Below are 20,353 nucleotides of genomic sequence, written 5' to 3' on the forward strand. Positions count from 1 at the left end.
GATCCAGCTTTTGTGAAAATGATGTCGCGCGCTGATGTCACCATAGGTTGACGCTGCGAGTCTCGCAACGCAAACTCTGCATATGACTCGCGGATCGAGTGAAAGAGGTGCGACGTGGCCGGGTTCTGGACAAGCGGATTGCCTCTGCCATCGGCGGCACCGGACACCTCCGCTCCGGTCGAGCGTCTGATCACCGCCGAGGCCGCGCTGACCGCTTCCCCGCAAGAGGACGTGCGCATCACCCCGCTGGTGGCCGAAGGCGACGTCGTGGCGCAGGGTGCGCCGCTGCTGACGCTGCGGCATGCGCCCGAAATCGTGATCTCGGCCCCCATGCCGGGGCGCGTCGCCCACCTGGACCTGGGCCCCGGCCGCAGCCTGCGACGGCTGGAGCTGTTCCACGAACCCGGCGCCGGGCGCTTTGACCACGCCATCGGCGACACCACGGACCCCGCCGCGCTGCGCGCCGCCCTGCTCGGCTCCGGGCTCTGGCGCGGCTTTCGCTCGCGGCCCTTCGGTCATGTCCCCCTGCCGGCGGAAACTCCGGCGGCGATCTTTGTCATGGCGCTGGACACCCGCCCCGGCGCGCCATCACCCGCGCGGGCGCTGGAGGGCAGCGAAGAGGGTTTCGCCCACGGCCTCGCGGCGCTGACCCGGCTGGTGTCAGGCAAGGTTTACCTGTGCCAGCCGCCCGGCGCCGACCTGGCCCCCCGGATCGACGGCGTGACCGTGCTGCGCAGCCCCGAAGTGCACCCCCAGGGCCTGCCCGGCATCCAGATCCACCGCCATTGCCCCGCCCGCCCCGACCGCCGCGTCTGGGACATCGCGGCCGAGGACGTGGCCGCCATCGGTGAGCTGCTGGACACCGGCATGCTGCGCGAAACGCGCCTGGTGGCGCTGGGCGGCGCCGCCGCCAGGGCGCCCCGGCTGGTCCGCTGCCAGCCCTGGGCCGACCTGCGCGGACTGGTGCAGGGGCATGTCCGGCCCGGGCCGCATGTGCTGCTGTCCGGCTCGGCGCTGGACGGGCGCGCCTCGCGCTGGCTGCGCCCCGGCGACCGGCAGATCACCGCGATGACCCCCGAGGAACACGCCCCCGGCGGCCACTGGTTCCTCTCGGCGCTGCGCCGCGCCTCGCGCCCGCTGCCGCTGATCCCCAGCGCGGCGGTGGACCGCGCGCTGGGCGGCGACATGCCGGCGATGCCCTTCCTGCGCGCGCTGTCCGCCGGCGACGACGAAGCGGCGATCCGACTTGGCGCGCTGTCGCTGCTGTCCGAGGACCTGGCCCTGGCCGATTACGTCACCTGCGCCGAACCGCGCCTGTCGCACCTGCTGGCCGGGATGCTGGCGCGGATCGAAGCGGAGGGCATGGCATGATCCGGGGCCTCTGGGACCGCGAGACCGTCGCGCTGATGCTGCTGATCGCGGTCTTTCCGGTGCTGGCCGCCTGGCTCTTGGCCGAAGGCGTGCAGGGGCTGGGGCGGCTGGTGTTCTTCCTCGTGGTGGCCGGGATCTGGCACATCATCTGGATGCTGGCGCGGGCGCAGCCGCCGTCCTTTGCCGGGGCGCTGACGGCCATCGCGCTGGCCATCCTCGCGCCGCAGGACCTCGGGCTGGTGGCGCTGCTGCTGGCGACCAGCTTTGGCGTGGTCATGGCGGACCTGGCCTTTGGCGGCTGGGGGCGCAACGTGCTGAACCCGGCGACCGTGACGCTGGCCTTCATGGGCTTTGGCTACCCGGCCGCGCCCTGGCCCGACCTCGCCGTGCAGCTGGGCTGGGCGGCGGCGGCGACCGGGCTGATCGGCGTGGCCACCGGCGTTTTGTCGGCGGCGCTGCTGACCTCGGCGCTGATCGCGCTGGGGATCGGCGCGGCGCTGGGGGTGGACTACACCGAGACCGGCACTGCCATCGCCGTGGTGCTGGTGCTGCTGGCCGCCGACCCGGTGGCCAGTGCCGCCACCCACGTTGGCCGCTGGCTGAACGGCGCACTCTTTGGCGCGCTGGCCGCCGGTTTCACCGCCTTCTGGGCGGACGCCGCGCCGGTGCAGGCCATGGTCTCGGCCGCGCTGCTGGCCGCGCTGGCCGCACCGCTTTTCGATGAAATCGCGCTTGCCCTCTGGGTCAGACGACGGAGGAACCGCCTTGGCTGATCTCAACCCGATCACCGCCTGGAAACGCCTGCTGGCGCTGCCCAACGAAAGCCGCCCCAAGACGCTGCTGGTGGCCTTCCTGACCTCGGTGCTCTGCGCAGCACTTGTCACCGGGGCGACCGTGGTGCTGCGGCCGATCCAGGCCGCCAATCGCGCCGCCGAGGTGCAGGTCCGGCTCGAGGCGCTGCTGTCCGCGATCCCCGGCATGACCCAGCTGCTGTCGGCCAACCCCGACGCGGCGGTGTCGACCGTTGTGGTGGACCTGACCACCGGCCGCGCCGCCAGGGACATCACCCCGGCAACGCTGGAAACCGCCCTTCAGGACACCGCCAACTGGACCCCGCTGAAGCCCGAGGACGATCTCGCCGACCTTGGCGCGCGGCCCGACATCGCGCAGGTCTACGTGCTGCGACAGGGCGACCAGGTGCGCCTGCTGATCCTGCCCGTCGCAGGATCGGGCTACAACGGCCCGATCGAGGCCATGCTGGCGATCAACGGCGACATGCAGACCATCGCCGGGCTGACCGTCACCCGGCAGGCCGAAACCCCCGGCCTGGGCGCGCGGATCGAGGAACCGGCCTGGCAGGCCAGTTTTGCCGGCACCCGCTTTGCCGATGACAGCGGGGCGATGCGCTTTGCCGTCGCCAAGGGGCCCAGCGCCAGCGATTACGAGGTCGACGGCATCACCGGCGCCACCCGCACCAGCAACGCGGTGACGCGCATGGTACGCTTCTGGCTGGGTCCGCAAGGCTATGGCCCGCTGATCGAGGCCGTGAAGCGCGGGGAGTTCTGAGCCATGCCCGCCACCCCCCTCCGCACGATCCTGATCGCGCCGCTGATCGACAAGAACCCGATCACGCTGCAGATCCTCGGCATCTGCTCGGCGCTGGCGGTGACCACCTCGCTGGACACCGCGCTGACCATGTCGGTGTCGCTGACCGTGGTGCTGGTGCTCTCGGCGCTGATCGTCAGCGTGATCCGCCACCACATCCCCTCGACCATCCGGCTGATCGTGCAGATCGTCATCGTCGCCTCGCTGGTGATCGTGATCGACCAGGTGTTGCAGGCCTATTTCTTTGACATCAGCCAGCGTCTGTCGGTCTTCGTGGGCCTCATCACCACCAACTGCCTGGTGCTGGGCCGGACCGAATCCTTTGCCCGCTCCAACCCGCCGCTCGCCTCGATGACCGATGCGCTGGGCAACGGGCTGGGCTATTCGCTGGTGCTGGTCAGCATCGGCGCGGTGCGCGAGCTGTTCGGCAAGGGATCGCTGCTGGGCTGGCAGGTCTTGCCCACCGTGGACCAGGGCGGCTGGTTCACGCCGCTCAGCCTGATGCTGCTGGCGCCCAGCGCCTTTTTCCTGCTGGGCGGCGTCGTCTGGGCGGTGCGCAGCCTTGTCCCCGAACAGGCCGAAGCCCCCGAGGCCACCCCGCCCAAGCCCGAGGAGGTCCCGCGTGAACGCGTTCTCTGACCTCTCGGCGCTCTTCTTCGAGGCGATGTTCGTCGAGAACATGCCGCTGAGCTTTTTCCTCGGGCTCTGCACCTTTCTCGCGCTGTCGCGCCGGCCAGAGACGGCCGTGGGCCTGGGCATCGCGATGATCGGCGTCATGGGGCTGACCGTGCCGCTGAACCAGGTGCTCTACACTCTGCTGCTGGCCCCCGGCGCCTGGGCCTGGGCCGGGATGCCCGAGCTGGACCTGTCCTACCTCGCGCTCTTGGCCTTCATCGGCTTGATCGCCGCCTCGGTGCAGCTGCTGGAGATGCTGCTGGAGCGGTTCTTTCCGCAGGTCCATTCCGCCTTCGGCGTCTTCCTGCCGCTGCTGACGGTGCAATGCGCGATCCTTGGCGGCAGCCTGTTCATGGTCGAACGGCGCTATGACCTGGCCGAAAGCCTGGTCTTTGGGCTCGGCAGCGGGGCGGGTTTCGCGCTGGCCGTCATCCTGCTGGCGTCGATCCGGGCGCGGCTGGCCTATGCCGACCTGCCCGCCGGGCTGCGCGGCCTGGGCATCACCTTTATCCTGGCGGGCATGATGTCGCTGGGCTTTGCCTCCTTCGGGCAGATGGTGGCGCCATGACCGAAATCGCGATCGGATCCGTGGTCGTCATCGCGCTGCTCATGGCGCTGACCCTGCTGCTGCTGGCGGCGCGGCAACGGCTGGTGCCGCAGGGTACGGTGGACGTGACCGTGAACGGCGGCCGCCGGATCGACGCCCAGCGCGGCGAATCGCTGCTGTCGGTGCTGCACGGCGCCGGGATCGGCGTGCCGGCGGGCTGCGGCGGCAGCGGCACCTGCGGGCTGTGCCGCGTCACCGCCACCGGCCCCGGCGCGGGTCAGCCGCAATCCACCGAAAAGAGCATCCTCTCCCCGGCAGAGCGGCGCGACAACGTCCGCCTTGCCTGCCAGGTGATGCTGCGCGGGCCGGTCGAGGTCAGCCTGCCCACCGACCTGCTGTCGGTCGAGACGATGACCGGCACCGTCCTGTCGAATGACATGGTCGCCCCGCTGATCCGCGAGCTGGTGGTGGCGCTGCCGGACGGGCAGGACATGGGCTTTCGCGCCGGCGGCTTCATGCAGATCACCGCGCCCGCCTACACGCTGGACTTTGCCGGGATCGAGGTGCCGGACCGCTTTGCCGACACCTGGCGCGACGCGGGCTGGCGCACGCTGACCGCCCGCTCTGCCCAGCCCGTCACACGCGCCTATTCCATCGCCAGCCGGCCGCAGGACACCGGCCGCGCGGTGTTCAACATCCGCCTCGCCGTGCCCCCCCCGGGGCGCGAGGGCGAGATCCCCCCGGGCCTCGTGTCGTCGTACCTCTTCGGGCTGAAGCCGGGCGATCCCCTCGCCCTGTCCGGCCCCTACGGCGAGTTCCACGTCCAGCCGACGACGCGCGAGATGGTCTTTATCGGCGGCGGCGTCGGCATGGCGCCGCTGCGCGCGATGATCCATGAACAGGTGGGCCTCGGGACGACCCGACGCATGACCTATTTCTACGGCGCGCGCTCGGCCATCGACCTGTTCTACACCGACGAATTCGAGGCCATCGCCGCCGCGCACCCCAATTTCACCTTCATCCCCGCCCTGTCGGACCCCGCGCCGGGCGACCGCTGGACCGGGGCGACGGGCTTTATCCACGAAACCGTGCGCGCGGTGCTGTCGCGCCATCCCGCGCCGGAAGAGTGCGAATACTACCTCTGCGGCCCGCCGATGATGATCTCGGCGGTGATCTCCACGCTGGAACGCCTCGGCGTCGAGCGTCATTCGATCTTCAACGACGATTTCGGGACCTGAGCCATGACACATCCGCTGAAACGACGTGATTTCCTGCTGGCGGGCGGCGCTGCGGCGCTGCTGACCGGGCTGGCGCTGCGGCCCTCCGCGCCCGCTCTGGCGCGCGGCGCTGCCGCGACGGAGGTGCTCACCGGCCCCGCCTTCGGCACCACATGGACGGTGCGCCTGCCCACCGGCAAGGCCGCCCCTGTCCCCCGGATCGAGACGCTGCTGGCCGGGATCGACGCCCAGATGTCGCCCTGGCGCACCGACAGCCGGATCACCGCTCTGAACCGCGCAAAAGCCGGACGGCACCCGCTGTCCCCCGAACTGGCCCTGGTCACCGGCGCAGCCCTGCACCTCGCAGAGATGACCGGCGGCGCCTTCGACCCCACCGTCGGCCCGGCCGTGGCGCGCTGGGGCTTTGGCCCCATCGCCAAGGGCGCGCAAGGCTGGCACGGGCTGAGCGTCGACGGCGAAAGCCTGCACAAGGCCGAGGCCCCCCTGACGCTGGACCTCTGCGGCATCGCCAAGGGCCGCGCGCTGGACCTCATGGCCACCGCGCTGCTGGAGGCGGGCCAGACGGATTTCCTGACCGAACTCGGCGGCGAGCTGATCGCGCGCGGCGCCCATCCCTCGGGCCGTGCCTGGCGCGTGGGCGTCGAGGACCCGCGCCCGGGGACCGAAGGCCTTGCCGGCAGCATCAAGCTGGACCGCGCCGTCGCCACCTCGGGGATCAAGGCCAACGGCTACAGCCTTGGCGACCGCCGCTATTGCCACATCATCGACCCGGCGACGCAGACCCCGGTGCCGGGTACGCCGGCCTCGGTCTCGGTGCTGGCGTCAGACGCCATGACGGCCGACGGCTGGGCCACCGCCCTGATGGCCGCCGGGCCGGATGGCCCCGCGCTGGCCCGCGCACAGGGGATCGACGCGCTGTTCCTGTTCGACGACGCCCCCGGCCTGCGCGCCGTGACCACCGGCGCCGTCGACTACAGGCCCGCCTGACCATGGAACTGCCGATCGCCATCGCGCTTGTCTCGCTGGCCTTTGCCGGGCTGGCCGCCGGGCTGCTGCTGGGCCGCGCGCCGCCGCAGACCGCCTGCGAGGGGGCAAAGTGCTTGGGCCTCAGCTGCGCCACCTGCCCCAACCGCGCCGCAAGGGAGGCCCGCCATGGCCGAGGCTGACACCATCGCGCACGTGATGCGCACCACCTTCCTGCGCCTCACCCCCGATACGCCGATCCGCAAGGCGGTGGCCGACCTGATCGCCAGCGGCGCAACCGCCGCGCCCGTGGTCGATGACGGCGGGCAGCTGGCGGGCATCTTCACCCAAAAGGACTGTTTCGGCCCGGCGCTGCACTCGGCCTACTACCAGGCCTGGTCCGACACCGTCGCCCGCTACATGACACACAATGTCGAAACGCTGGACGCCGACACCAGCCTGATCGCCGCCGCCGAACGGTTTCACCAAACCTCCTACCGCGCCTACCCGGTGCTGCGCGACGGCCGGCTGGTCGGGATGCTCGACCGGGCCGACCTGCTGACCGCCTTTCTCGACCTCGGCTGAGGCCCCGGGCTACAGCGTCACCTCCCAGCCCTGCTCGACCACGTCGACACCAAAGCTGCGCTTCGGCTCGGACCGGACCAGCCACCACCCCGCCCGTTCATACAGCGCGCAGGCGGCGCGGTGGCTCTCATGCGTCCACAGCACCATCCGGCGATAGCCGCAGTCCCGGGCAAACCCCATGCAGGCCTGCAACATGCGTTTGCCCAGCCCCTTGCCCCGCGCCTCCGGCAGCAGGAAAAACAGCCGCAGCTTGGCGGTGTCCCCGTCCTGCCGCACGCAAAAGATGCTGCCCAGCCGCGCCTCCCCCTGCCAGGCGACAAAGCCGCGTTCGCAGGCCGGATCGTGCCCCGCCTCAAAGGCCTCGAGGATCTCGCGCACCAGCACGGCAAAGCTGGCGTCAAAGCCTTCGTCGCGGGCATACAGCCGCCCGTGCTGCGCCACCAGCCAGTCCACGTCACCGGGACCCAGCTCTTTCAGAACGATCTCCATGGACCGCAGAAAAGCGTCCCGCCGCTTGCAAAGCAAGGGTTTCGCGGCTAGGTGACAGGCCTTCACGGCAGCACGGGTGCGGCACGGCCATGGGCATCAACGAAGAACGCGACATCGAGGCGAACCTGCAGATCGGCCCGACCGATCAGGGCATGGTGCGGCTCTACATCTTTGCCGATGGCATGGAAATCCCGATGGACTTCGACCCTTCCGAGGCCGACGAGATCGCCGAGGAACTGCGCGCCGCCGCCGCCGCCGCGCGCAAGGCGAAACCGGCCAAGCCGGGCAAACGCTAAAGCGGCGCCTGAAGCACCGCGCCGACCCCCGGATCGCGCAGGCCCTGCAACCGCCGCGCAGCATGAAAGCCGAACTTGCGGATCAGCGTGTTGCGCCGCGCGGCGGGCAGCCTGTCCTCCGGCGCCATGCGCAGGATCTCGGCATCGTAGGCATCGGCGATGATCAACCCGGTGCCATCGGGCAGCAGGTCGGTGGGAAAGGTCTGGTCCACAGCCCAGAAATAGCGGTCACACCAGTCCAGGTAGCCCTGCCACTTGCCGTCGCCCCTGAAATCGGCGCGGCTCGACTTGCATTCGACAACCCAAAGCTCGCCCTTGGGCCCCAGCGCCATGACATCGACGCGCAGGCCCCGGTCGGGTACGAATTCCTCGACCACGGCAAAACCATGCCCCGCCAGGTGGCGGCACACCCCCCGGGCCAGCAACTGGCCCGGCATCAGGTCGGAAAGCGCACTCGGTTCCATGGCCGAAGTCTTGGACATTTCGTGAACAAAGGCAAGCCTCCCCTTGGGCCACGCGGATTGCCCGCCTCTCGGACGCGGGCCCACCGGCCGGGGAATGCCGCCACACCGGGACGTGCAGAGTATTTTACGCAGAGCCTTGTCACGGGGGCCCTGCCGCCTTACCTACCGGCTTGGCGGGTTCTGCCCTTCTCGTGAACGGGTACATTCCGGTGGCCTTAAGCAAATCCGAGGGAGTTGGCTCTGACGGGATCGTGGTCTCGTTACCCGGCGCCCACCTGTATTAACAGGTCCTCGGGAATGCACGACCCACACGGTTGGCGTGGTTCCCGCCACTTTCCCCCTCTTGCCGGAAGCTGGCTGGAGGGCGGGCCGCTGAGCCGCAGGCTCAGTCGGGGCGTCCGGAAGCACGCTTCCGTCCGATGATCGGCAGCCTGCCAAGCGCCTCGACGCGGACCGGCTCCGGCGGACCGCCGCGCGGCCCCTCCCGGTCGCCCTCGACATCCGCCAATCGCATCACCGAAATCGCGAACTGAACGCCGGCAAAGACCGCTGCGAAATGCACCCACAGCACGATCGCGGCCAGGACGCCGCCGCGCGTGTGGGTCACGAGATACCACAGGTTCGCCACGTCCAGCGCCAGCAACAACGCGACAAAAACGGTCGCGACACCGGCACCGATCAGGCTTTGAATCACAAACAGTCGGACAAGCCGTGGCATGCGCACCCCCTTTTCCTGACGGAAAGGATAAGACGCGCGGTCCTTGCGGCAAGGTGCGGTGAGGATGCTTCGCGCGTTATCGCCGGGTCAGCAGGCGGCGCGAGAGACCCGGGCGCGCCTGCGCCGTCACCTCGACACGGACCGGCACCTGCGGGCGCACCCGCTGCCGCGTTCCGCCCGAGGGCGGCGTGTCATCGGCCATGCGCATGATCGAGATGGCGAACTGCACCCCGGCAAAGACGATGCCGTTGAACACCCACAGCATCAGCACCGCGACAAACCCCATATCGCTGCCCGAGATCAGCCGCCACAGCCCCGCCACGTCGAACCACAGCAGCGCGCCGACGAACAGTGCCGACAGGCCGAAGCCGGCGATGACCTGGAGGATGTAGAGACGGATCAGCCTGGGCATGGGGCGACTCCTTCGCATTCCACGTTCAGAATACTAGATGGCGTGCAAAGGACAAGCGTCAAGAGGTTAACGGATCCTGACCGCGTGGTACAAAACGTGGATTTTCGCGTACAGGACGTACAAAACGTACAAATCCAAGGTCCGCGTCAGAACGCCTCGGGCCGCGCCTCGCGCGCCATGTGGTCCAGCACGGCGTTGACGAACCCCGCTTCCTTGCCCTCGGGGAAAAAGGCGGTGGTCACGTCCACGTATTCCTTGATCACCACCTTGGGCGGCGTGTCCAGCGCCACCAGCTCCGCCCCGGCGGCGCGGAACAGTGCCCGCAATGTCGGGTCGATGCGCGAGATCTGCCATTTCGCCACCAGCGCGCGGTCGGTCATCTGGTCGAGCTTGGCCTGCCAGTTCACCGCCTGTTCGATCAGCTTGACAAAGAAATCGACGTCGCCGTCGATCATCTCGGTGCCTTCCTCGATCTCGGCGCCGAAACGGTACTCCAGAAACTCGTGCTTGACCTTGTCGAGGCCCGCGTCCGACTGCTCCATCTGGAACAGCGCCTGCACGGCGTACAGCCGCGACGCGCTTTTCATCTTGCGTTTCTGATTGCCCGAAAGCTGGGTCATGCGATGTCAGGGCCCTTGCTGCCGCCTGCGATCCGGTATTCGTCGCCCATCGGCACGAATCCGACCCCCTTGCGGGCGCCGCCCCACTTACGTTCCAGCGCCAGCAGATGCAAGGCCGCCGCCGCAGCACCACCGCCCTTGTTCTGGCCCTTGGCCTCGGCGCGCACGCGGGCCTGTTCGTAGTTCTCCACCGTCAGGATGCCGTTGCCGATGCACAGCCCCTGAAGCCCCAGCAGCGTGATCCCGCGCGAACTGTCGTTGCAGACCGTGTCGTAATGCGTCGTCTCGCCCCGGATCACGCAGCCGAGCGCGACGTAGGCGTCATAGTTCGACAGCCGCTCGGCGATGCCGATGGCGGTGGGGATCTCCAGCGCGCCGGGCACCTGCACGACCTCGTGCCAGCCGCCGCAAGCCTCGACCTCGGCCACCGCGCCGGTGACCAGCTGGTCGGCGATGTCCTTGTAGTAGGGCGCGACGACGATCAGCACCTTGACCGGCTTGTCGAAGGTCGGGCGGTCGAGGACATGATGCGTTTCATTGGAGGCCATCAGCCAAGCTCCGATATCTTGCGGGTTCCGGTGATCTCGAGCCCGTAGGCTTCGAGGCCCACCACCTTGGGGGTGGGTGAATTGGTCAGCAGGATCAGCCTGGACAGACCCAGCGAGGACAGGATCTGCGCCCCCAGCCCGTATTGCCGCAGCGTCTTGGGCGAGGCGCCTTCGTGCGCGTCCAGTTTCATCGAGGTGTCGCGCAGCAGCACCACCACCCCGCGCCCCTCGTCGGCGACGGCCTGCATGGCGTGGTGGAACTCGTGCGCACGGCCGCGCGGGCCGGTGCCGATCACGTCCAGCATCGGGTCCAGCGCATGCATCCGCACCAGCACCGGCTCGGGCGTGGTGATGTCGCCCTTGGTCAGGACGATGTGTTCGTCGCCGTGGGTCTCGTCGGTGTAGATGCGCAGCTTCCACTCGCCGCCGAATTCCGAGGTGATCATCTCCTCGGTGCGGACCTTCACCAGATTGTCGTTGCGGCGGCGGTAGGCGATCAGGTCGCTGATGGTGCCGATCTTCAGCCCGTGACGCTGCGCAAACCCCACCAGTTCGGGCAGGCGGGCCATGGTGCCGTCGTCGTTCATGATCTCGCAGATCACGCCCGCCGGGTTCAGCCCCGCCAGCCGCGACACGTCCACCGCGGCCTCGGTGTGCCCGGCGCGAACCAGCACCCCGCCCTTGCGGGCGCGCAGCGGGAACACGTGGCCCGGCGTGGCGATGTCCGCCGCGCCCTTGGAGGCATCGATGGCCACCGCGATGGTGCGGGCCCGGTCAGCCGCCGAAATCCCTGTCGTCACGCCCTCGCGCGCCTCGATCGAGGTGGTAAAGGCGGTTTCGTGGCGCGACGAGTTGTTCGTCGACATCAGCGGCAGGCCCAGTTCGGCAATCCGTTCCGAGGTCATCGCAAGGCAGATCAACCCGCGCCCGTAGAGCGCCATGAAGTTGATCGCGTCCGGCGTTGCCCATTGCGCGGGAATCACCAGGTCGCCCTCGTTTTCGCGGTCCTCGTGGTCGACCAGGATGAACATCCGCCCGTTGCGGGCGTCGTCGATGATCTCCTCGACCGAGGAAATCGCGTCGGACCAGTCCTGCTCGACCTGTCCCGGGTTCTCGAATTCGGGCATGCCGGTTCCCTCCTGCCTGTCTCAGGCGGGATACTTGAGCGGCAACGCAAAGGCCAGACCAAAGCCGACGCGCGCAGGGCGCTTTGCGTCAGTCAAAGATGTCCTCGATCACGTCGAACGCCTCGTCGAAGATGCGCGACACAAGCGACTTGCGCCGCTTCGGTTTCTTCACCTTGCGCGGCTTGTCACGATACACCGGCGCGGGCCCATGCTGCCGATGCCCCGTCGGCGCGCGCTGCGCGGCGTCGGTTTTCAGCATCTTGAGGTCATGCAGCGGCGCGCCGCACGCGGAACAGGCCAGTTCATGCCGCTCGCGCCCCTTCAGGACGAGCGCGGCGCGGGTGCCGCAGTAGCAGCAGGTGGCGATCTTTGTTGTCGGCATGAGGGTTTAGATGGGGGCACGATCCCGCCCCGTCAAGCAAGGCAACCGCGACTCTGCGCCTCCGTCGCGCGCGCCCCGTCCTGACGCATTGCCGAGGAACGGTCATGGCCCCATATCCGCGATCTTGCGGGCCAGGGGTTGGGCTCCGGAACACGGCAACAGGACACAGGCTTGGCCCGTCGCCCTCAGGCAGCCCGCAGGCCGCGGTTTCAGCGCGGACGCGCGGCGTACAGCGCCACGGCGGCGGCGTTCGACACGTTGAGCGAGCCGAAACTGCCGGCGAAGTCGATCCGCACCAGCTGGTCGACCGTCTCCTTGGTCTTGGTGCGCAGGCCCGGCCCTTCGGCCCCCAGCACCAGCGCCACGGGCCGGTCGCGCCGCCCCTCCAGCGCCTCTTCGATGGTGACCTCGGCCTCGCCATCCAGCCCCAGCACGATGTAGCCCATGCCCTGCAGGGCGACGATGGTGTCGGCCAGGTTGCGTTCGCGCAGGTAGGGCTGGCGCTCCAGCGCACCCGAGGCGGTCTTGGCCAGCGCGCCGGTCTCGGGCGCGGCATGGTGGCGGGTGCCGATCACCGCCTGCGCGCCGAACACCTCGGCCGAGCGCAGGATGGCGCCCACATTATGCGGGTCGGTCACCCGGTCCAGCAGCACCAGCCGCAAGGCCCCCTCACCGCGCAGCGCCACGTCCTCGAGCTTTCCCCAGTCCAGCGGCTTGACCTCAAGTGCTGCTCCCTGGTGGACCGAGCCGGGGTCGATCGGCACGTCAAAGCGGCGCGGGTCCTGGATCTCGGGCGTCATGCCCGAGTCCGCCACCGCTTCGGCCAGCCGTTCGGCCGCATTGGGCGTCAGAACCAGCCGCAGCCTTTCGCGCCGGGGGTTCACCAGCGCGTCGCGCACCGCGTGAACGCCGAACAGCCAGACCGTTTCCGCCGCCGAAGCCCGGCGCGCCTGCTCCTTCTCGACCACCCACTTCGGTTTCTTCGCCATGTCCCGCATCCGCCCCGCAAAGCCCGCTCCAGAGAGCGCCCACTCATGCACGCCTGGGCGGCGATTTCCAAGGGATTTTCCTGTTGACGCCCCATGGGGCCGCATGTAATCAGCCCTCCACGTCCGGGGGCCGCTGGCCCGACAGGACGCCCGGTGGGCGACAGGCCGCAAGGTGTGGCAGGGGACTGTAACTCCCTCGAGGCGACTCACGCCTGGTTCGATTCCAGGGTCGCCCACCATCTCACCTTGATTGTCAAGGGAAAACGTAGAAACGCCGACGGTGGCTAAGAATTGCCTATCAGGGCAGTTCCCAAAATCAGCGCGCCGAACAGCCACGAAGACGTGACTGCATTCGCACCCGGTAGGGCGATGCGACCAAGCTTTCACGCGTCCGACGGCTTCGCGGCTTGTGCATGATTAAGCTTCGGAGTAATTCCATCCCTAGATACACGGCAAGGTAGACGGAACTTGCTTCGGTAAACGTTAATGCCCGCGCTAGCCAAGTCGGAGTTTGGGACATGAAATTTGTGGTGCGAAGCAAATCCAGCGGAAGTGAATACAATGTGCGAGTCTATTCAACCGAAGACGGCCCCGTGATTACATGCGACTGTTCGGCGGGTGAGAACGGCCAATACTGCAAGCATCGGTTCGCGCTTATTTCTGGCGACGAAAGCGAAGTGGTGGAAGCCGGCGCACCAGTTAGTGAGATTGTCAAGCTTGTTGCCGGTAGCCGCATAGAAGCGGCCATTAACGCAATGCACAAGCAAGACGCCGTCGTGAAGAAAGCACAGGCTGAATTGAAGGCTATCAAGAAGACTGTAGCAAACGTGATGCTTGGTCGCATCTAAAGGCGTTTCGGACAAGCACTTTCTACAGACCAGGAGTTCGGAGTATGGCCGAAGACATGCACGACAACCGGCCGGGCTATTTCTACGTTGTCACGCAGCCCGGCAACGATTGGGAAGTTTGGATGTGGACGGGCCACAAATGGTATGAGCCGGGAGAAGCCGACGCCAAGGACGCGCCGTATTGGTCCCATAGGGTTCCGCATGCGCCACACCCCGACGACACATAGGAGTTTGCAGCATGGGCTACGTTTCTACGACCACCGACTATGTTGACCTCGACGGCGACTACGGCACCGTTGAAGGTGTTGAAGTCGCTTGCACAAAGTGCGGGCATTCCGAAGAAAGCTTCGGGATCGACGAACCGTCCTTGAAACGCTGTGCCAACTTATTGCGGGACAACTGCCCACGCGGCGAAAGCAACTATTACGATGTGAACCCTTAATTTAAGGATCCTCGGCTGCGTCGTTGCTGGCTTCGAAGGGATTTAATCCGCTGGCCACCCCACACCTATTCCGTCTCAAGTCAGCGAACTCAAGCGGACCGGCGTCCCGCGAACAAAGAAGACAGAGCAAACAGCGCCGCCGCCGCGCAAACGATGCTGGGGCCGGCGGGGGTGTCGAAACTCCAGGCCGCCCAGAGACCGCCCAGCGCCGACAGCACGCCCAGCGCCGAAGCCCCGGCCAGCATCCCCTCGGGCGTGCGTGACATCGGCCGCGCGGCTGCCGCCGGGACGATCAGCAGCGCCCCGATCAACAGCGCGCCGACCACCTTGAGCGCAACCGCCACCACCAGCGCCAGCGCCAGCATCAGGATCAGACGCTCGCGGTCCGGGTCGATGCCCGAGGCCACCGCCAGGTCGGGCGAGACGGTGGCGATCAGCAAGTCCTGCCAGCGCCAGAAGATCAGCCCCGCCACCGCCAGTCCACCGCCCCAGATGACCGCGAGGTCGGTGACACTGACGGCCAGGATGTCGCCAAACAGATAGGCTTCGAGGTCCAGCCGCGGCCCCTGCACAAAGCTCGCCGCGACGATGCCCAGCGCCAGCGCCGAATGCGCCGCGACGCCCAGCACCATGTCCGCCGCCATGCCCCGCCCCGACAGCCGCGCGACGCCAAAGGCGGTGACCAGCGCCACCACCAGCGTCCCGGCAAAGACCGGCACCGACAGCGCCAGCGCCAGCGCGACCCCCAGCACCGCCGCATGGGCGGTGGCATCGCTGAAATAGGCCATCCTGCGCCAGATCACGAAGACGCCCAGCGGCGCCGCGGCAAGGGCGGCCCCAACCGCGGCCAGCACCGCGCGGACCAGGAAATCATCCAGCATGGGGCGGCTCCGCAGGGGCATGCACATGGGCATGGTCGTGGCTGTGATTGTGGTCGTGGCGATGGGTGTGTTCGTGCCGGTAGAGCGCCAGCGCCCCCTGCGTGCCGGTGCCGAACAAGGCGCGGTATTCCTCGGCCTGGGCCACCACCTCGGGCAGACCTTCGCAGCAGACATGACCGTTGAGGCAGATCACCCGGTCGCTTGCGCTCATGACGACGTGCAACTCGTGGCTGACCATCAGCACGGCGCATCCCAGCCGGTCGCGCAGGTGTTCGAGCCGCAGGTAAAAGCTCGCCTGCCCCGGTTGGTCCAGTCCGGTCGTCGGCTCGTCCAGGATCAGCAGTTGCGGCTGGGCCAGCAGCGCGCGGGCCAGCAGCACGCGCTGGAACTGCCCGCCCGACAGCGCCGCCATCTGCCGGCCACCCAGATCCCCGGCGCCCGCCTCGTCCAGCGCGGCAGCGATCTCGGCCGCCGGCACACGCTGCGGCAGCGACATGAAGCGCGCCGCCGTCATCGGCAGGCTGGGGTCGATCTTCAGCCCCTGCGGGACATAGCCCAGCCGCAGGTCGGGCTGACGCGTCACGCGGCCCCGCACCGGCTTCAACGCGCCGATCAGCGCCCGGAGCAGGGTCGACTTGCCCGAGCCGTTGGGCCCCACCACGGTCACGATCTCACGCGGGCGGATGGCGAAATCGACGTCGCGCAGCACCTCGGCGGCGCCCTGCCGGACCGCCATGCCGCGCGCCTCGATCAGCGGGGCGACCTGGCCCCTCATGCCGCCTGCCCCGCGCAGGCGGGGCACAGGCCCTCGGCCTCGATCGCCACGCGTTCGACCTCGAACCCCAGTTCGGCGGCGGCCTCGCGCAGCACCTGGCTGGCACGTCGCCCCGGCGTCTCGGCCACGGCCGAGCAGGCGCGGCAGATCAGGAAACAGGGCGCGTGCCGCTCACCGGGTGCGGCGCAGGCAACAAAGGCATTCAGCCGCTCGATCCGGTGCGCAAAGCCGTTCGCCACCAGGAAGTCGAGCGCGCGGTAGGCCACCGGCGGCTGGGACCCCAGCCCCTCGGTCCGCAGCCGGTCCAGCACCTCGTAAGCACCCCAAGCGCGGTGTTCGGACAGCAGGATCTCCAGCACGCGGCGACGCACGGGGGTCAGCTGCAACCCCCGGTCGGCGCAGGCGCTTTCGACCGTGCGCAGCGAGCTGGCAACACAGCTGCGGTGGTCGTGGTGTTCAAAGCTCTTGCTGTCCAAGGCACCGGTCTCCTGCGTTTCGGGGTTGATATGATATAACGTTCCGCCCTACAAGGTGGCGAGCGTTATGATATAACATACACACGTCCTGTACCACGACCATCGCCAAGCCCGAGGCCCCATGCTGCGCACCCTGCTCCTGACCGCCTGTTTCGCCCTGCCCGTTGCCGCCCGCGCCGAGGTGCCGAAGGTCGTGACCGACATCGGCCCGGTGGAAAGCCTGACCGCCCTGGTGATGCAGGGACTGGGCACGCCCGAGCGCCTGCTGCCGCCCGGCGCCTCGCCGCACGAAATGGCGCTGCGGCCCAGCCAGGCACGGCTGCTGTCCGAGGCGGACCTGGTGATCTGGGTCGGGCCGGACCTGACGCCGCAACTGGCCCGGCAGATCGAAGCCCTGGCGCCCGAGGCCCGGTCATTGCCGCTGGCCAAGGTTGCGGGCACGCACCTTCTGCCCGCACGGGAGGCCGGGCTCTTTGCCCATGACCACGGCGACGAGGACCATGGTCACGACGATCACGCCCATGATGACGGTCATGCCGCCCATGATTCGCATCCCTGGCTGGACCCGGACAACGCGCTGGTCTGGCTGGGTGCCATTGCATCAGCGCTGGCCGAGGCCGACCCCGACAACGCCGCCGCCTACAACGCCAATGCCGCGCAGGGCGCAGCCGAGATCGCGACCGCACGGGCCGAGGCGGGCGCCCTCCTGGCCCCGCTCGCCGATGTGCCGCTGGGTGTCGGGCACGACGCCTTACAGTATTTCGAACGCAGCTTCGGGCTGACCGTGCTGGGCGCGGTGTCTGACAGCGACTCGGCCACGCCGGGGCCTGCCCGGCTGGCGGCCCTGCGCGACACCTATGCCGCGACGCCGCCCGCCTGCCTGCTGACGGAGCCGGGCACCGACCCGCGCCTGCTGGGCGCGGTGGCGGACGCGGGCATCCCGGTCGTGGAGCTGGACTCGCTCGGCGCGGGTTTGCCGCAGGGGCCCGGCCTCTACCCTGCGCTGCTCCGCGACCTCGCGGCGCGAATCGCGGAGTGTGCGGGGCGCTAACGCGTCAGGCCGCGCCGCGCCGCCCGTCGAAGGTGCGCACGGCGATCCCCGCCGCCTCCAGCGCGCTGCGCACCGCGCGCGCCATCGGCAGGGCGGTTGCGCCGTCGCCATGCAGGCAGATGGTGTCGATCGCCGCCGGGATCGGCTCGCCCTGTTCCGGCAGGATTGCGCCCGCCTGCACCATCCTGACGATGCGCGGCGCGGCGGTGGCCGGGTTATGCAGCACCGCGCCGGGCAGCTTGCGGTCCACCAGCGTGGCATCGGCATTGTACGCCCGGTCGGCAAAGATCTCGCCCGCCCAGCGGCAGCCCAGCCGTTCCACCACGCGCTGTTGCGCCGTCGCGGCCAGCACCATGACGATGATCTCGGGGGCGATTTCCAGCGCTGCGCCGTAGCAGGCCTCGGCCATGGCCTCATCCTCCGATGCCATGTTGGACAAGGCGCCGTGCAGCTTGAGGTGCCGCACCTCGGCCCCCGTGGCCCGCGCCATGCCCAGCGCCGCGCCCAGCTGGTACTGCACCATGTGGCGCAGGCTTTTCTCCGGCAGGTGCATCCGCCGGCGGCCAAAGCCCTGAAGGTCGGGAAAGCCGGGATGCGCGCCGATGCCGACGCCGCGCGCGCTGGCGGTCGCCATGGTGTCAGCCATCACATCCCAGTCACCGGCGTGAAAGCCGCAGGCCACGTTGGCCGAGGTGATCACCTCCAGCAGCGCCGCGTCCTGCCCCATCACCCAAGGGCCAAAGCTTTCGCCCATGTCGGCGTTCAGATCGACGGTTGTCATGGCAGGCCTCCCTATGCCGGATCGCTGATCGTCCCGCAAAGCAGCACGCGCCGCGCGGCTTGTCCACCGCTTCCGGGCGATGCCTGACCGGTCAGTGCGGCTTGCGCTCTTCGTCCACCACGGCCTGTGCGGCCTTTTCCATGTCCTCTGGATCGTCCGAGGGGATGGCGTAGCTGCCGCCCAGCCATTTCGCCAGGTCGACGTCTGCGCAGCGGCGCGAACAGAACGGGCGGTACTTCGGATCGGTCTCGCGCGAACAGATTGGGCAGCTCATAGCAGGTCCTTCAGCGCCACCCGGTCCCGCTTGCGCTGCAATTCCAGCAGGCCCAGCGTCGTCCAGCCGGCGACGACTGTCTCGGTCTTGTCGGTCTTGAGCGCGGCCTTCAGGACGGTTTCCAGTTGGCGGCGGTCCTTTTTCACCACCGGCGCGGGGTCGATGACGACTTGGCCACCCAGGCCCCGCAGCCGCAACTGGCGCGGCAGGTCACGGAAGGCGGCGATGTTCGCCTTCAGCCCTGCGGCGGGCGAGGTGTCGCCGCCGGTGTTCACATCCACCGCCACCAGCGCGGTGGTCGGCTCGATCACCATGCTGGCACCGGCGGGCAAGGGCACCTTGGGCAGGCGCAGCGCCTCGACCCGTTCACCGATGCCGTGCCGCTCAAAGCCGCCGGGCTCGTCATCCACATCGGCGGGCCCGATCCATTCGCGCCAGGCCAGCGCGTGCGGTCCGTCGCCCTCGACCAGCAGTTCCGGCCCGCCGGTCACATCCGCCAGCACCGTCTGCGCCAGCGTGACCATGGCGAGGATATCGTCGCGGATCGCGTCCGCCTCGTCCAGCGAGGCCCCGGAGCGCAGGATCAACCCGGCCTCGGCGGGCAGCGGCGACTCTGCCACCGCCTCGTGCGCGATTTCCAGCAGGGCGTCGCGCAGGTCGTCGTCGCGGATCTGGCGCGAGACGTTGATCCCCGGCGCCCCCGGCGTGACGATGGCATAGCGCGACTTGAACAGCAGGCGCGTGGTGACCGGCAGCGCCTTGCCCGGCTCGGCATAGCCGGTGACCTGCACCAGCAGCGCCTCGCCCGGGCTCAACCCCTTGACCTGGCGCAGGAAGGCCGGGCCATCGGGCGTCTTGAGGAACATGCCGCCCTGCCCCTTCATCGGGCGTTCGGCCACGGCGCGGTAGATGGAGCCGGGGCGCGGCAGGTCGCTGTCGATCAGCAGGTCATCCAGCTGACCGTCGATCAGCCGGGCCGCGGCCTCACGCTCGCCCCAAGTGTCCAGAATGATCGTCGTGCCCTTCATGAGTGCGCCTTGTAGATGGGATATCCCGCCGCTTGAAGCAGATTCGCCGTCTCCGCCAGCGGCAGGCCGACGACAGAGGTAAAGGAGCCGCCGATCCACGGGATGAACGCCCCGGCCATGCCCTGGATGCCGTAGCCCCCCGCCTTGCCGCGCCAGTCGCCGCTGGCGAGATAGGCGTTCAGCTCGACGTTGGACAGCTGTTTCATGAGCACCTGCGTGACCACGTCGCGTTCCCACAGCCGTTCACCGCGCCGCACCGCGACCGCCGTGATCACCCGGTGCCGCCGTCCCGACAGGAGGGTCAGGAAATGCGCGGCTTCCTTTTCGTCCTGCGGCTTGCCCAGGATGCGGCGGCCCAGCGCGACGGTGGTGTCGGCCGACAGCACGATCTCGTCGGCGTCAGCTGGAATCGCCAGCGCCTTTTCGCGCGCCAACCGCACGCAGTAGGGGCGTGGCAACTCGCCCTTATGCGGGTCTTCGTCGATGTCCGGCGGGCGGATGTCGTCGGCGACGACGCCCAGTTGCGCCAGCAACTCGCGCCGGCGCGGGCTGCCGGAGCCAAGGATCAGGCGGGGACGGTCTGTCATGGGGATCGGATCTCACTGCTGGGCGCGCAGAGTGCACACCAGACCAGGCGCCCGGACGCAATGGCAAAACGACGAAAGCGGCGTCAGACCCCCGCCATGTTGCCCTGCCCTGTTCCGGGATGCCCGATCCGCCGAAGTCTGCATGGCCGCGGCATCCGACATGGGCCGCACCACACCGCGT

General features: G+C 68.8%; 30 protein-coding genes, 1 tRNA gene and 1 other RNA gene. 16 read left to right on the forward strand and 16 right to left on the reverse strand.

Features of this window, described 5'->3' with window-relative positions:
• The first annotated feature begins 138 nt into the window (after positions 1-138).
• The 9 genes from MAA8898_RS12770 to MAA8898_RS12805 are packed head-to-tail and all read left to right on the forward strand — an operon-like array spanning position 139 to position 6,984.
• Complete coding sequence (locus MAA8898_RS12770) at positions 139-1,371, forward strand: Na(+)-translocating NADH-quinone reductase subunit A (RefSeq protein ID WP_245853402.1); 1,233 nt, start codon at positions 139-141, stop codon at positions 1,369-1,371.
• Positions 1,368-2,144 carry an RnfABCDGE type electron transport complex subunit D gene (locus MAA8898_RS12775; protein WP_094021409.1) on the forward strand — a complete coding sequence of 259 codons (777 nt, stop codon included), beginning with the start codon at positions 1,368-1,370 and terminating at the stop codon, positions 2,142-2,144. The genes MAA8898_RS12770 and MAA8898_RS12775 overlap by 4 nt, the downstream gene beginning before the upstream one ends.
• Complete coding sequence (gene nqrC, locus MAA8898_RS12780) at positions 2,137-2,937, forward strand: NADH:ubiquinone reductase (Na(+)-transporting) subunit C (RefSeq protein ID WP_094021410.1); 801 nt, start codon at positions 2,137-2,139, stop codon at positions 2,935-2,937. Before MAA8898_RS12775 ends, nqrC begins: the two co-directional genes overlap by 8 nt.
• Positions 2,938-2,940: 3 nt before the next feature.
• Positions 2,941-3,615 carry an NADH:ubiquinone reductase (Na(+)-transporting) subunit D gene (locus MAA8898_RS12785; protein ID WP_094021411.1) on the forward strand — a complete coding sequence of 225 codons (675 nt, stop codon included), beginning with the start codon at positions 2,941-2,943 and terminating at the stop codon, positions 3,613-3,615.
• Entirely contained in the window at positions 3,599-4,219 is a 621-nt protein-coding gene (nqrE, locus tag MAA8898_RS12790) for an NADH:ubiquinone reductase (Na(+)-transporting) subunit E (RefSeq protein WP_281252872.1), read from the forward strand. The genes MAA8898_RS12785 and nqrE overlap by 17 nt, the downstream gene beginning before the upstream one ends.
• Positions 4,216-5,436 carry an NADH:ubiquinone reductase (Na(+)-transporting) subunit F gene (nqrF, locus tag MAA8898_RS12795; RefSeq protein WP_094021412.1) on the forward strand — a complete coding sequence of 407 codons (1,221 nt, stop codon included), beginning with the start codon at positions 4,216-4,218 and terminating at the stop codon, positions 5,434-5,436. Before nqrE ends, nqrF begins: the two co-directional genes overlap by 4 nt.
• A 3-nt stretch (positions 5,437-5,439) precedes the next feature.
• Entirely contained in the window at positions 5,440-6,423 is a 984-nt protein-coding gene (locus MAA8898_RS12800; protein ID WP_094021413.1) for an FAD:protein FMN transferase, read from the forward strand.
• Between the two features lie 2 nt (positions 6,424-6,425).
• Positions 6,426-6,602 carry a hypothetical protein gene (locus tag MAA8898_RS26265; RefSeq protein WP_176445150.1) on the forward strand — a complete coding sequence of 59 codons (177 nt, stop codon included), beginning with the start codon at positions 6,426-6,428 and terminating at the stop codon, positions 6,600-6,602.
• Entirely contained in the window at positions 6,589-6,984 is a 396-nt protein-coding gene (locus MAA8898_RS12805) for a CBS domain-containing protein (protein ID WP_094021414.1), read from the forward strand. The genes MAA8898_RS26265 and MAA8898_RS12805 overlap by 14 nt, the downstream gene beginning before the upstream one ends.
• A 9-nt stretch (positions 6,985-6,993) precedes the next feature.
• Here MAA8898_RS12805 and MAA8898_RS12810 read toward each other — a convergent pair whose 3' ends face one another.
• Positions 6,994-7,473: a GNAT family N-acetyltransferase gene (locus MAA8898_RS12810; RefSeq protein WP_094021415.1), complete on the reverse strand. Its 480-nt coding sequence runs from the start codon at positions 7,471-7,473 to the stop codon at positions 6,994-6,996.
• Between the two features lie 89 nt (positions 7,474-7,562).
• Here MAA8898_RS12810 and MAA8898_RS12815 point away from each other — a divergent pair, with 89 nt between their 5' ends.
• Complete coding sequence (locus tag MAA8898_RS12815; protein ID WP_094021416.1) at positions 7,563-7,769, forward strand: DUF6324 family protein; 207 nt, start codon at positions 7,563-7,565, stop codon at positions 7,767-7,769.
• Here MAA8898_RS12815 and MAA8898_RS12820 read toward each other — a convergent pair.
• On the reverse strand, positions 7,766-8,233 hold the full coding sequence (locus tag MAA8898_RS12820) for an MmcB family DNA repair protein (protein ID WP_094021417.1): 468 nt from the start codon (positions 8,231-8,233) through the stop codon (positions 7,766-7,768). The genes MAA8898_RS12815 and MAA8898_RS12820 overlap by 4 nt on opposite strands.
• Positions 8,234-8,407: 174 nt before the next feature.
• Here MAA8898_RS12820 and ssrS point away from each other — a divergent pair.
• A non-coding RNA gene (ssrS, locus tag MAA8898_RS27400) (6S RNA) lies at positions 8,408-8,563 on the forward strand.
• Between the two features lie 55 nt (positions 8,564-8,618).
• Here ssrS and MAA8898_RS12825 read toward each other — a convergent pair.
• The 7 genes from MAA8898_RS12825 to rlmB all read right to left on the reverse strand — a co-directional run bounded on the left by MAA8898_RS12825 (position 8,619) and on the right by rlmB (position 13,029).
• Positions 8,619-8,951 carry a hypothetical protein gene (locus MAA8898_RS12825; protein ID WP_094021418.1) on the reverse strand — a complete coding sequence of 111 codons (333 nt, stop codon included), beginning with the start codon at positions 8,949-8,951 and terminating at the stop codon, positions 8,619-8,621.
• 76 nt (positions 8,952-9,027) lie between these two features.
• Positions 9,028-9,363 (reverse strand): hypothetical protein, encoded by a 336-nt coding sequence (locus MAA8898_RS12830; protein WP_094021419.1) that lies wholly within the window; start codon positions 9,361-9,363, stop codon positions 9,028-9,030.
• A gap of 146 nt (positions 9,364-9,509) precedes the next feature.
• Positions 9,510-9,950, reverse strand: a complete 441-nt coding sequence (gene nusB / locus MAA8898_RS12835) for a transcription antitermination factor NusB (protein WP_370738624.1) — start codon at positions 9,948-9,950, stop codon at positions 9,510-9,512.
• Between the two features lie 29 nt (positions 9,951-9,979).
• On the reverse strand, positions 9,980-10,531 hold the full coding sequence (locus MAA8898_RS12840; protein WP_094021421.1) for a 6,7-dimethyl-8-ribityllumazine synthase: 552 nt from the start codon (positions 10,529-10,531) through the stop codon (positions 9,980-9,982).
• Positions 10,531-11,658: a 3,4-dihydroxy-2-butanone-4-phosphate synthase gene (gene ribB, locus MAA8898_RS12845; protein WP_094021422.1), complete on the reverse strand. Its 1,128-nt coding sequence runs from the start codon at positions 11,656-11,658 to the stop codon at positions 10,531-10,533. Before ribB ends, MAA8898_RS12840 begins: the two co-directional genes overlap by 1 nt.
• 88 nt (positions 11,659-11,746) lie before the next feature.
• Entirely contained in the window at positions 11,747-12,040 is a 294-nt protein-coding gene (locus MAA8898_RS12850) for a hypothetical protein (RefSeq protein WP_094021423.1), read from the reverse strand.
• A gap of 209 nt (positions 12,041-12,249) precedes the next feature.
• Positions 12,250-13,029: a 23S rRNA (guanosine(2251)-2'-O)-methyltransferase RlmB gene (gene rlmB, locus MAA8898_RS12855; protein WP_094021520.1), complete on the reverse strand. Its 780-nt coding sequence runs from the start codon at positions 13,027-13,029 to the stop codon at positions 12,250-12,252.
• A gap of 155 nt (positions 13,030-13,184) precedes the next feature.
• Here rlmB and MAA8898_RS26270 point away from each other — a divergent pair.
• The 4 genes from MAA8898_RS26270 (at position 13,185) to MAA8898_RS25800 (ending at position 14,319) form a co-directional block, all read left to right on the forward strand.
• Positions 13,185-13,268: transfer RNA gene (locus MAA8898_RS26270), tRNA-Tyr, on the forward strand.
• Positions 13,269-13,547: 279 nt separating this feature from the next.
• The gene (locus tag MAA8898_RS12860; protein WP_141194844.1) at positions 13,548-13,877 is read left to right on the forward strand and encodes a hypothetical protein; all 330 of its coding nucleotides are present in this window, start codon (positions 13,548-13,550) and stop codon (positions 13,875-13,877) included.
• Between the two features lie 44 nt (positions 13,878-13,921).
• On the forward strand, positions 13,922-14,104 hold the full coding sequence (locus MAA8898_RS12865; protein WP_094021425.1) for a hypothetical protein: 183 nt from the start codon (positions 13,922-13,924) through the stop codon (positions 14,102-14,104).
• Positions 14,105-14,115: 11 nt separating this feature from the next.
• Positions 14,116-14,319 (forward strand): hypothetical protein, encoded by a 204-nt coding sequence (locus MAA8898_RS25800; protein WP_141194845.1) that lies wholly within the window; start codon positions 14,116-14,118, stop codon positions 14,317-14,319.
• Positions 14,320-14,408: 89 nt separating this feature from the next.
• Here MAA8898_RS25800 and MAA8898_RS12870 read toward each other — a convergent pair whose 3' ends face one another.
• From MAA8898_RS12870 to MAA8898_RS12880, 3 genes are read right to left on the reverse strand one after another with little or no spacing between them, the layout of a single operon-like run.
• A complete protein-coding gene (locus tag MAA8898_RS12870) occupies positions 14,409-15,200 on the reverse strand; it encodes a metal ABC transporter permease (protein WP_094021426.1) in 792 nt (263 codons plus the stop codon).
• On the reverse strand, positions 15,190-15,975 hold the full coding sequence (locus MAA8898_RS12875) for an ATP-binding cassette domain-containing protein (protein WP_094021521.1): 786 nt from the start codon (positions 15,973-15,975) through the stop codon (positions 15,190-15,192). The genes MAA8898_RS12870 and MAA8898_RS12875 overlap by 11 nt, the downstream gene beginning before the upstream one ends.
• Positions 15,972-16,451, reverse strand: a complete 480-nt coding sequence (locus MAA8898_RS12880) for a Fur family transcriptional regulator (protein ID WP_094021427.1) — start codon at positions 16,449-16,451, stop codon at positions 15,972-15,974. Before MAA8898_RS12880 ends, MAA8898_RS12875 begins: the two co-directional genes overlap by 4 nt.
• Before the next feature lie 121 nt (positions 16,452-16,572).
• Here MAA8898_RS12880 and MAA8898_RS12885 point away from each other — a divergent pair, with 121 nt between their 5' ends.
• The gene (locus MAA8898_RS12885; RefSeq protein ID WP_094021428.1) at positions 16,573-17,502 is read left to right on the forward strand and encodes a zinc ABC transporter substrate-binding protein; all 930 of its coding nucleotides are present in this window, start codon (positions 16,573-16,575) and stop codon (positions 17,500-17,502) included.
• Positions 17,503-17,506: 4 nt separating this feature from the next.
• Here the strand turns inward: MAA8898_RS12885 and MAA8898_RS12890 are convergent, their stop codons facing one another.
• The 4 genes from MAA8898_RS12890 to MAA8898_RS12905 form a co-directional block, all read right to left on the reverse strand.
• Positions 17,507-18,283 (reverse strand): LamB/YcsF family protein, encoded by a 777-nt coding sequence (locus MAA8898_RS12890; RefSeq protein WP_094021429.1) that lies wholly within the window; start codon positions 18,281-18,283, stop codon positions 17,507-17,509.
• A 91-nt stretch (positions 18,284-18,374) separates the two neighbouring features.
• Positions 18,375-18,557: a DNA gyrase inhibitor YacG gene (locus MAA8898_RS12895; RefSeq protein WP_094021430.1), complete on the reverse strand. Its 183-nt coding sequence runs from the start codon at positions 18,555-18,557 to the stop codon at positions 18,375-18,377.
• Entirely contained in the window at positions 18,554-19,585 is a 1,032-nt protein-coding gene (locus MAA8898_RS12900; protein WP_094021431.1) for a ribonuclease E/G, read from the reverse strand. The genes MAA8898_RS12895 and MAA8898_RS12900 overlap by 4 nt, the downstream gene beginning before the upstream one ends.
• On the reverse strand, positions 19,582-20,172 hold the full coding sequence (locus MAA8898_RS12905) for a Maf family protein (protein WP_094021432.1): 591 nt from the start codon (positions 20,170-20,172) through the stop codon (positions 19,582-19,584). The genes MAA8898_RS12900 and MAA8898_RS12905 overlap by 4 nt, the downstream gene beginning before the upstream one ends.
• Positions 20,173-20,353 lie beyond the last annotated feature (181 nt).

This window comes from Antarctobacter aquimaris (assembly GCF_900184945.1).
Lineage (GTDB): Bacteria > Pseudomonadota > Alphaproteobacteria > Rhodobacterales > Rhodobacteraceae > Maliponia > Maliponia aquimaris.

Coding starts and splice junctions, on each gene's coding strand:
- MAA8898_RS12775 (WP_094021409.1), top strand. CDS start 1,368: ATGATCCGGGGCCTCTGGGACCGCGAGACCGTCGCGCTGATGCTGCTG.
- MAA8898_RS12785 (WP_094021411.1), top strand. CDS start 2,941: ATGCCCGCCACCCCCCTCCGCACGATCCTGATCGCGCCGCTGATCGAC.
- nqrF (WP_094021412.1), top strand. CDS start 4,216: ATGACCGAAATCGCGATCGGATCCGTGGTCGTCATCGCGCTGCTCATG.
- MAA8898_RS12800 (WP_094021413.1), top strand. CDS start 5,440: ATGACACATCCGCTGAAACGACGTGATTTCCTGCTGGCGGGCGGCGCT.
- MAA8898_RS26265 (WP_176445150.1), top strand. CDS start 6,426: ATGGAACTGCCGATCGCCATCGCGCTTGTCTCGCTGGCCTTTGCCGGG.
- MAA8898_RS12805 (WP_094021414.1), top strand. CDS start 6,589: ATGGCCGAGGCTGACACCATCGCGCACGTGATGCGCACCACCTTCCTG.
- MAA8898_RS12810 (WP_094021415.1), bottom strand. CDS start 7,473: ATGGAGATCGTTCTGAAAGAGCTGGGTCCCGGTGACGTGGACTGGCTG.
- MAA8898_RS12815 (WP_094021416.1), top strand. CDS start 7,563: ATGGGCATCAACGAAGAACGCGACATCGAGGCGAACCTGCAGATCGGC.
- MAA8898_RS12820 (WP_094021417.1), bottom strand. CDS start 8,233: ATGGAACCGAGTGCGCTTTCCGACCTGATGCCGGGCCAGTTGCTGGCC.
- MAA8898_RS12825 (WP_094021418.1), bottom strand. CDS start 8,951: ATGCCACGGCTTGTCCGACTGTTTGTGATTCAAAGCCTGATCGGTGCC.
- MAA8898_RS12830 (WP_094021419.1), bottom strand. CDS start 9,363: ATGCCCAGGCTGATCCGTCTCTACATCCTCCAGGTCATCGCCGGCTTC.
- nusB (WP_370738624.1), bottom strand. CDS start 9,950: ATGAAAAGCGCGTCGCGGCTGTACGCCGTGCAGGCGCTGTTCCAGATG.
- MAA8898_RS12840 (WP_094021421.1), bottom strand. CDS start 10,531: ATGGCCTCCAATGAAACGCATCATGTCCTCGACCGCCCGACCTTCGAC.
- ribB (WP_094021422.1), bottom strand. CDS start 11,658: ATGCCCGAATTCGAGAACCCGGGACAGGTCGAGCAGGACTGGTCCGAC.
- MAA8898_RS12850 (WP_094021423.1), bottom strand. CDS start 12,040: ATGCCGACAACAAAGATCGCCACCTGCTGCTACTGCGGCACCCGCGCC.
- rlmB (WP_094021520.1), bottom strand. CDS start 13,029: ATGGCGAAGAAACCGAAGTGGGTGGTCGAGAAGGAGCAGGCGCGCCGG.
- MAA8898_RS12860 (WP_141194844.1), top strand. CDS start 13,548: ATGAAATTTGTGGTGCGAAGCAAATCCAGCGGAAGTGAATACAATGTG.
- MAA8898_RS12865 (WP_094021425.1), top strand. CDS start 13,922: ATGGCCGAAGACATGCACGACAACCGGCCGGGCTATTTCTACGTTGTC.
- MAA8898_RS25800 (WP_141194845.1), top strand. CDS start 14,116: ATGGGCTACGTTTCTACGACCACCGACTATGTTGACCTCGACGGCGAC.
- MAA8898_RS12870 (WP_094021426.1), bottom strand. CDS start 15,200: ATGCTGGATGATTTCCTGGTCCGCGCGGTGCTGGCCGCGGTTGGGGCC.
- MAA8898_RS12875 (WP_094021521.1), bottom strand. CDS start 15,975: ATGAGGGGCCAGGTCGCCCCGCTGATCGAGGCGCGCGGCATGGCGGTC.
- MAA8898_RS12885 (WP_094021428.1), top strand. CDS start 16,573: ATGCTGCGCACCCTGCTCCTGACCGCCTGTTTCGCCCTGCCCGTTGCC.
- MAA8898_RS12890 (WP_094021429.1), bottom strand. CDS start 18,283: ATGACAACCGTCGATCTGAACGCCGACATGGGCGAAAGCTTTGGCCCT.
- MAA8898_RS12895 (WP_094021430.1), bottom strand. CDS start 18,557: ATGAGCTGCCCAATCTGTTCGCGCGAGACCGATCCGAAGTACCGCCCG.
- MAA8898_RS12900 (WP_094021431.1), bottom strand. CDS start 19,585: ATGAAGGGCACGACGATCATTCTGGACACTTGGGGCGAGCGTGAGGCC.
- MAA8898_RS12905 (WP_094021432.1), bottom strand. CDS start 20,172: ATGACAGACCGTCCCCGCCTGATCCTTGGCTCCGGCAGCCCGCGCCGG.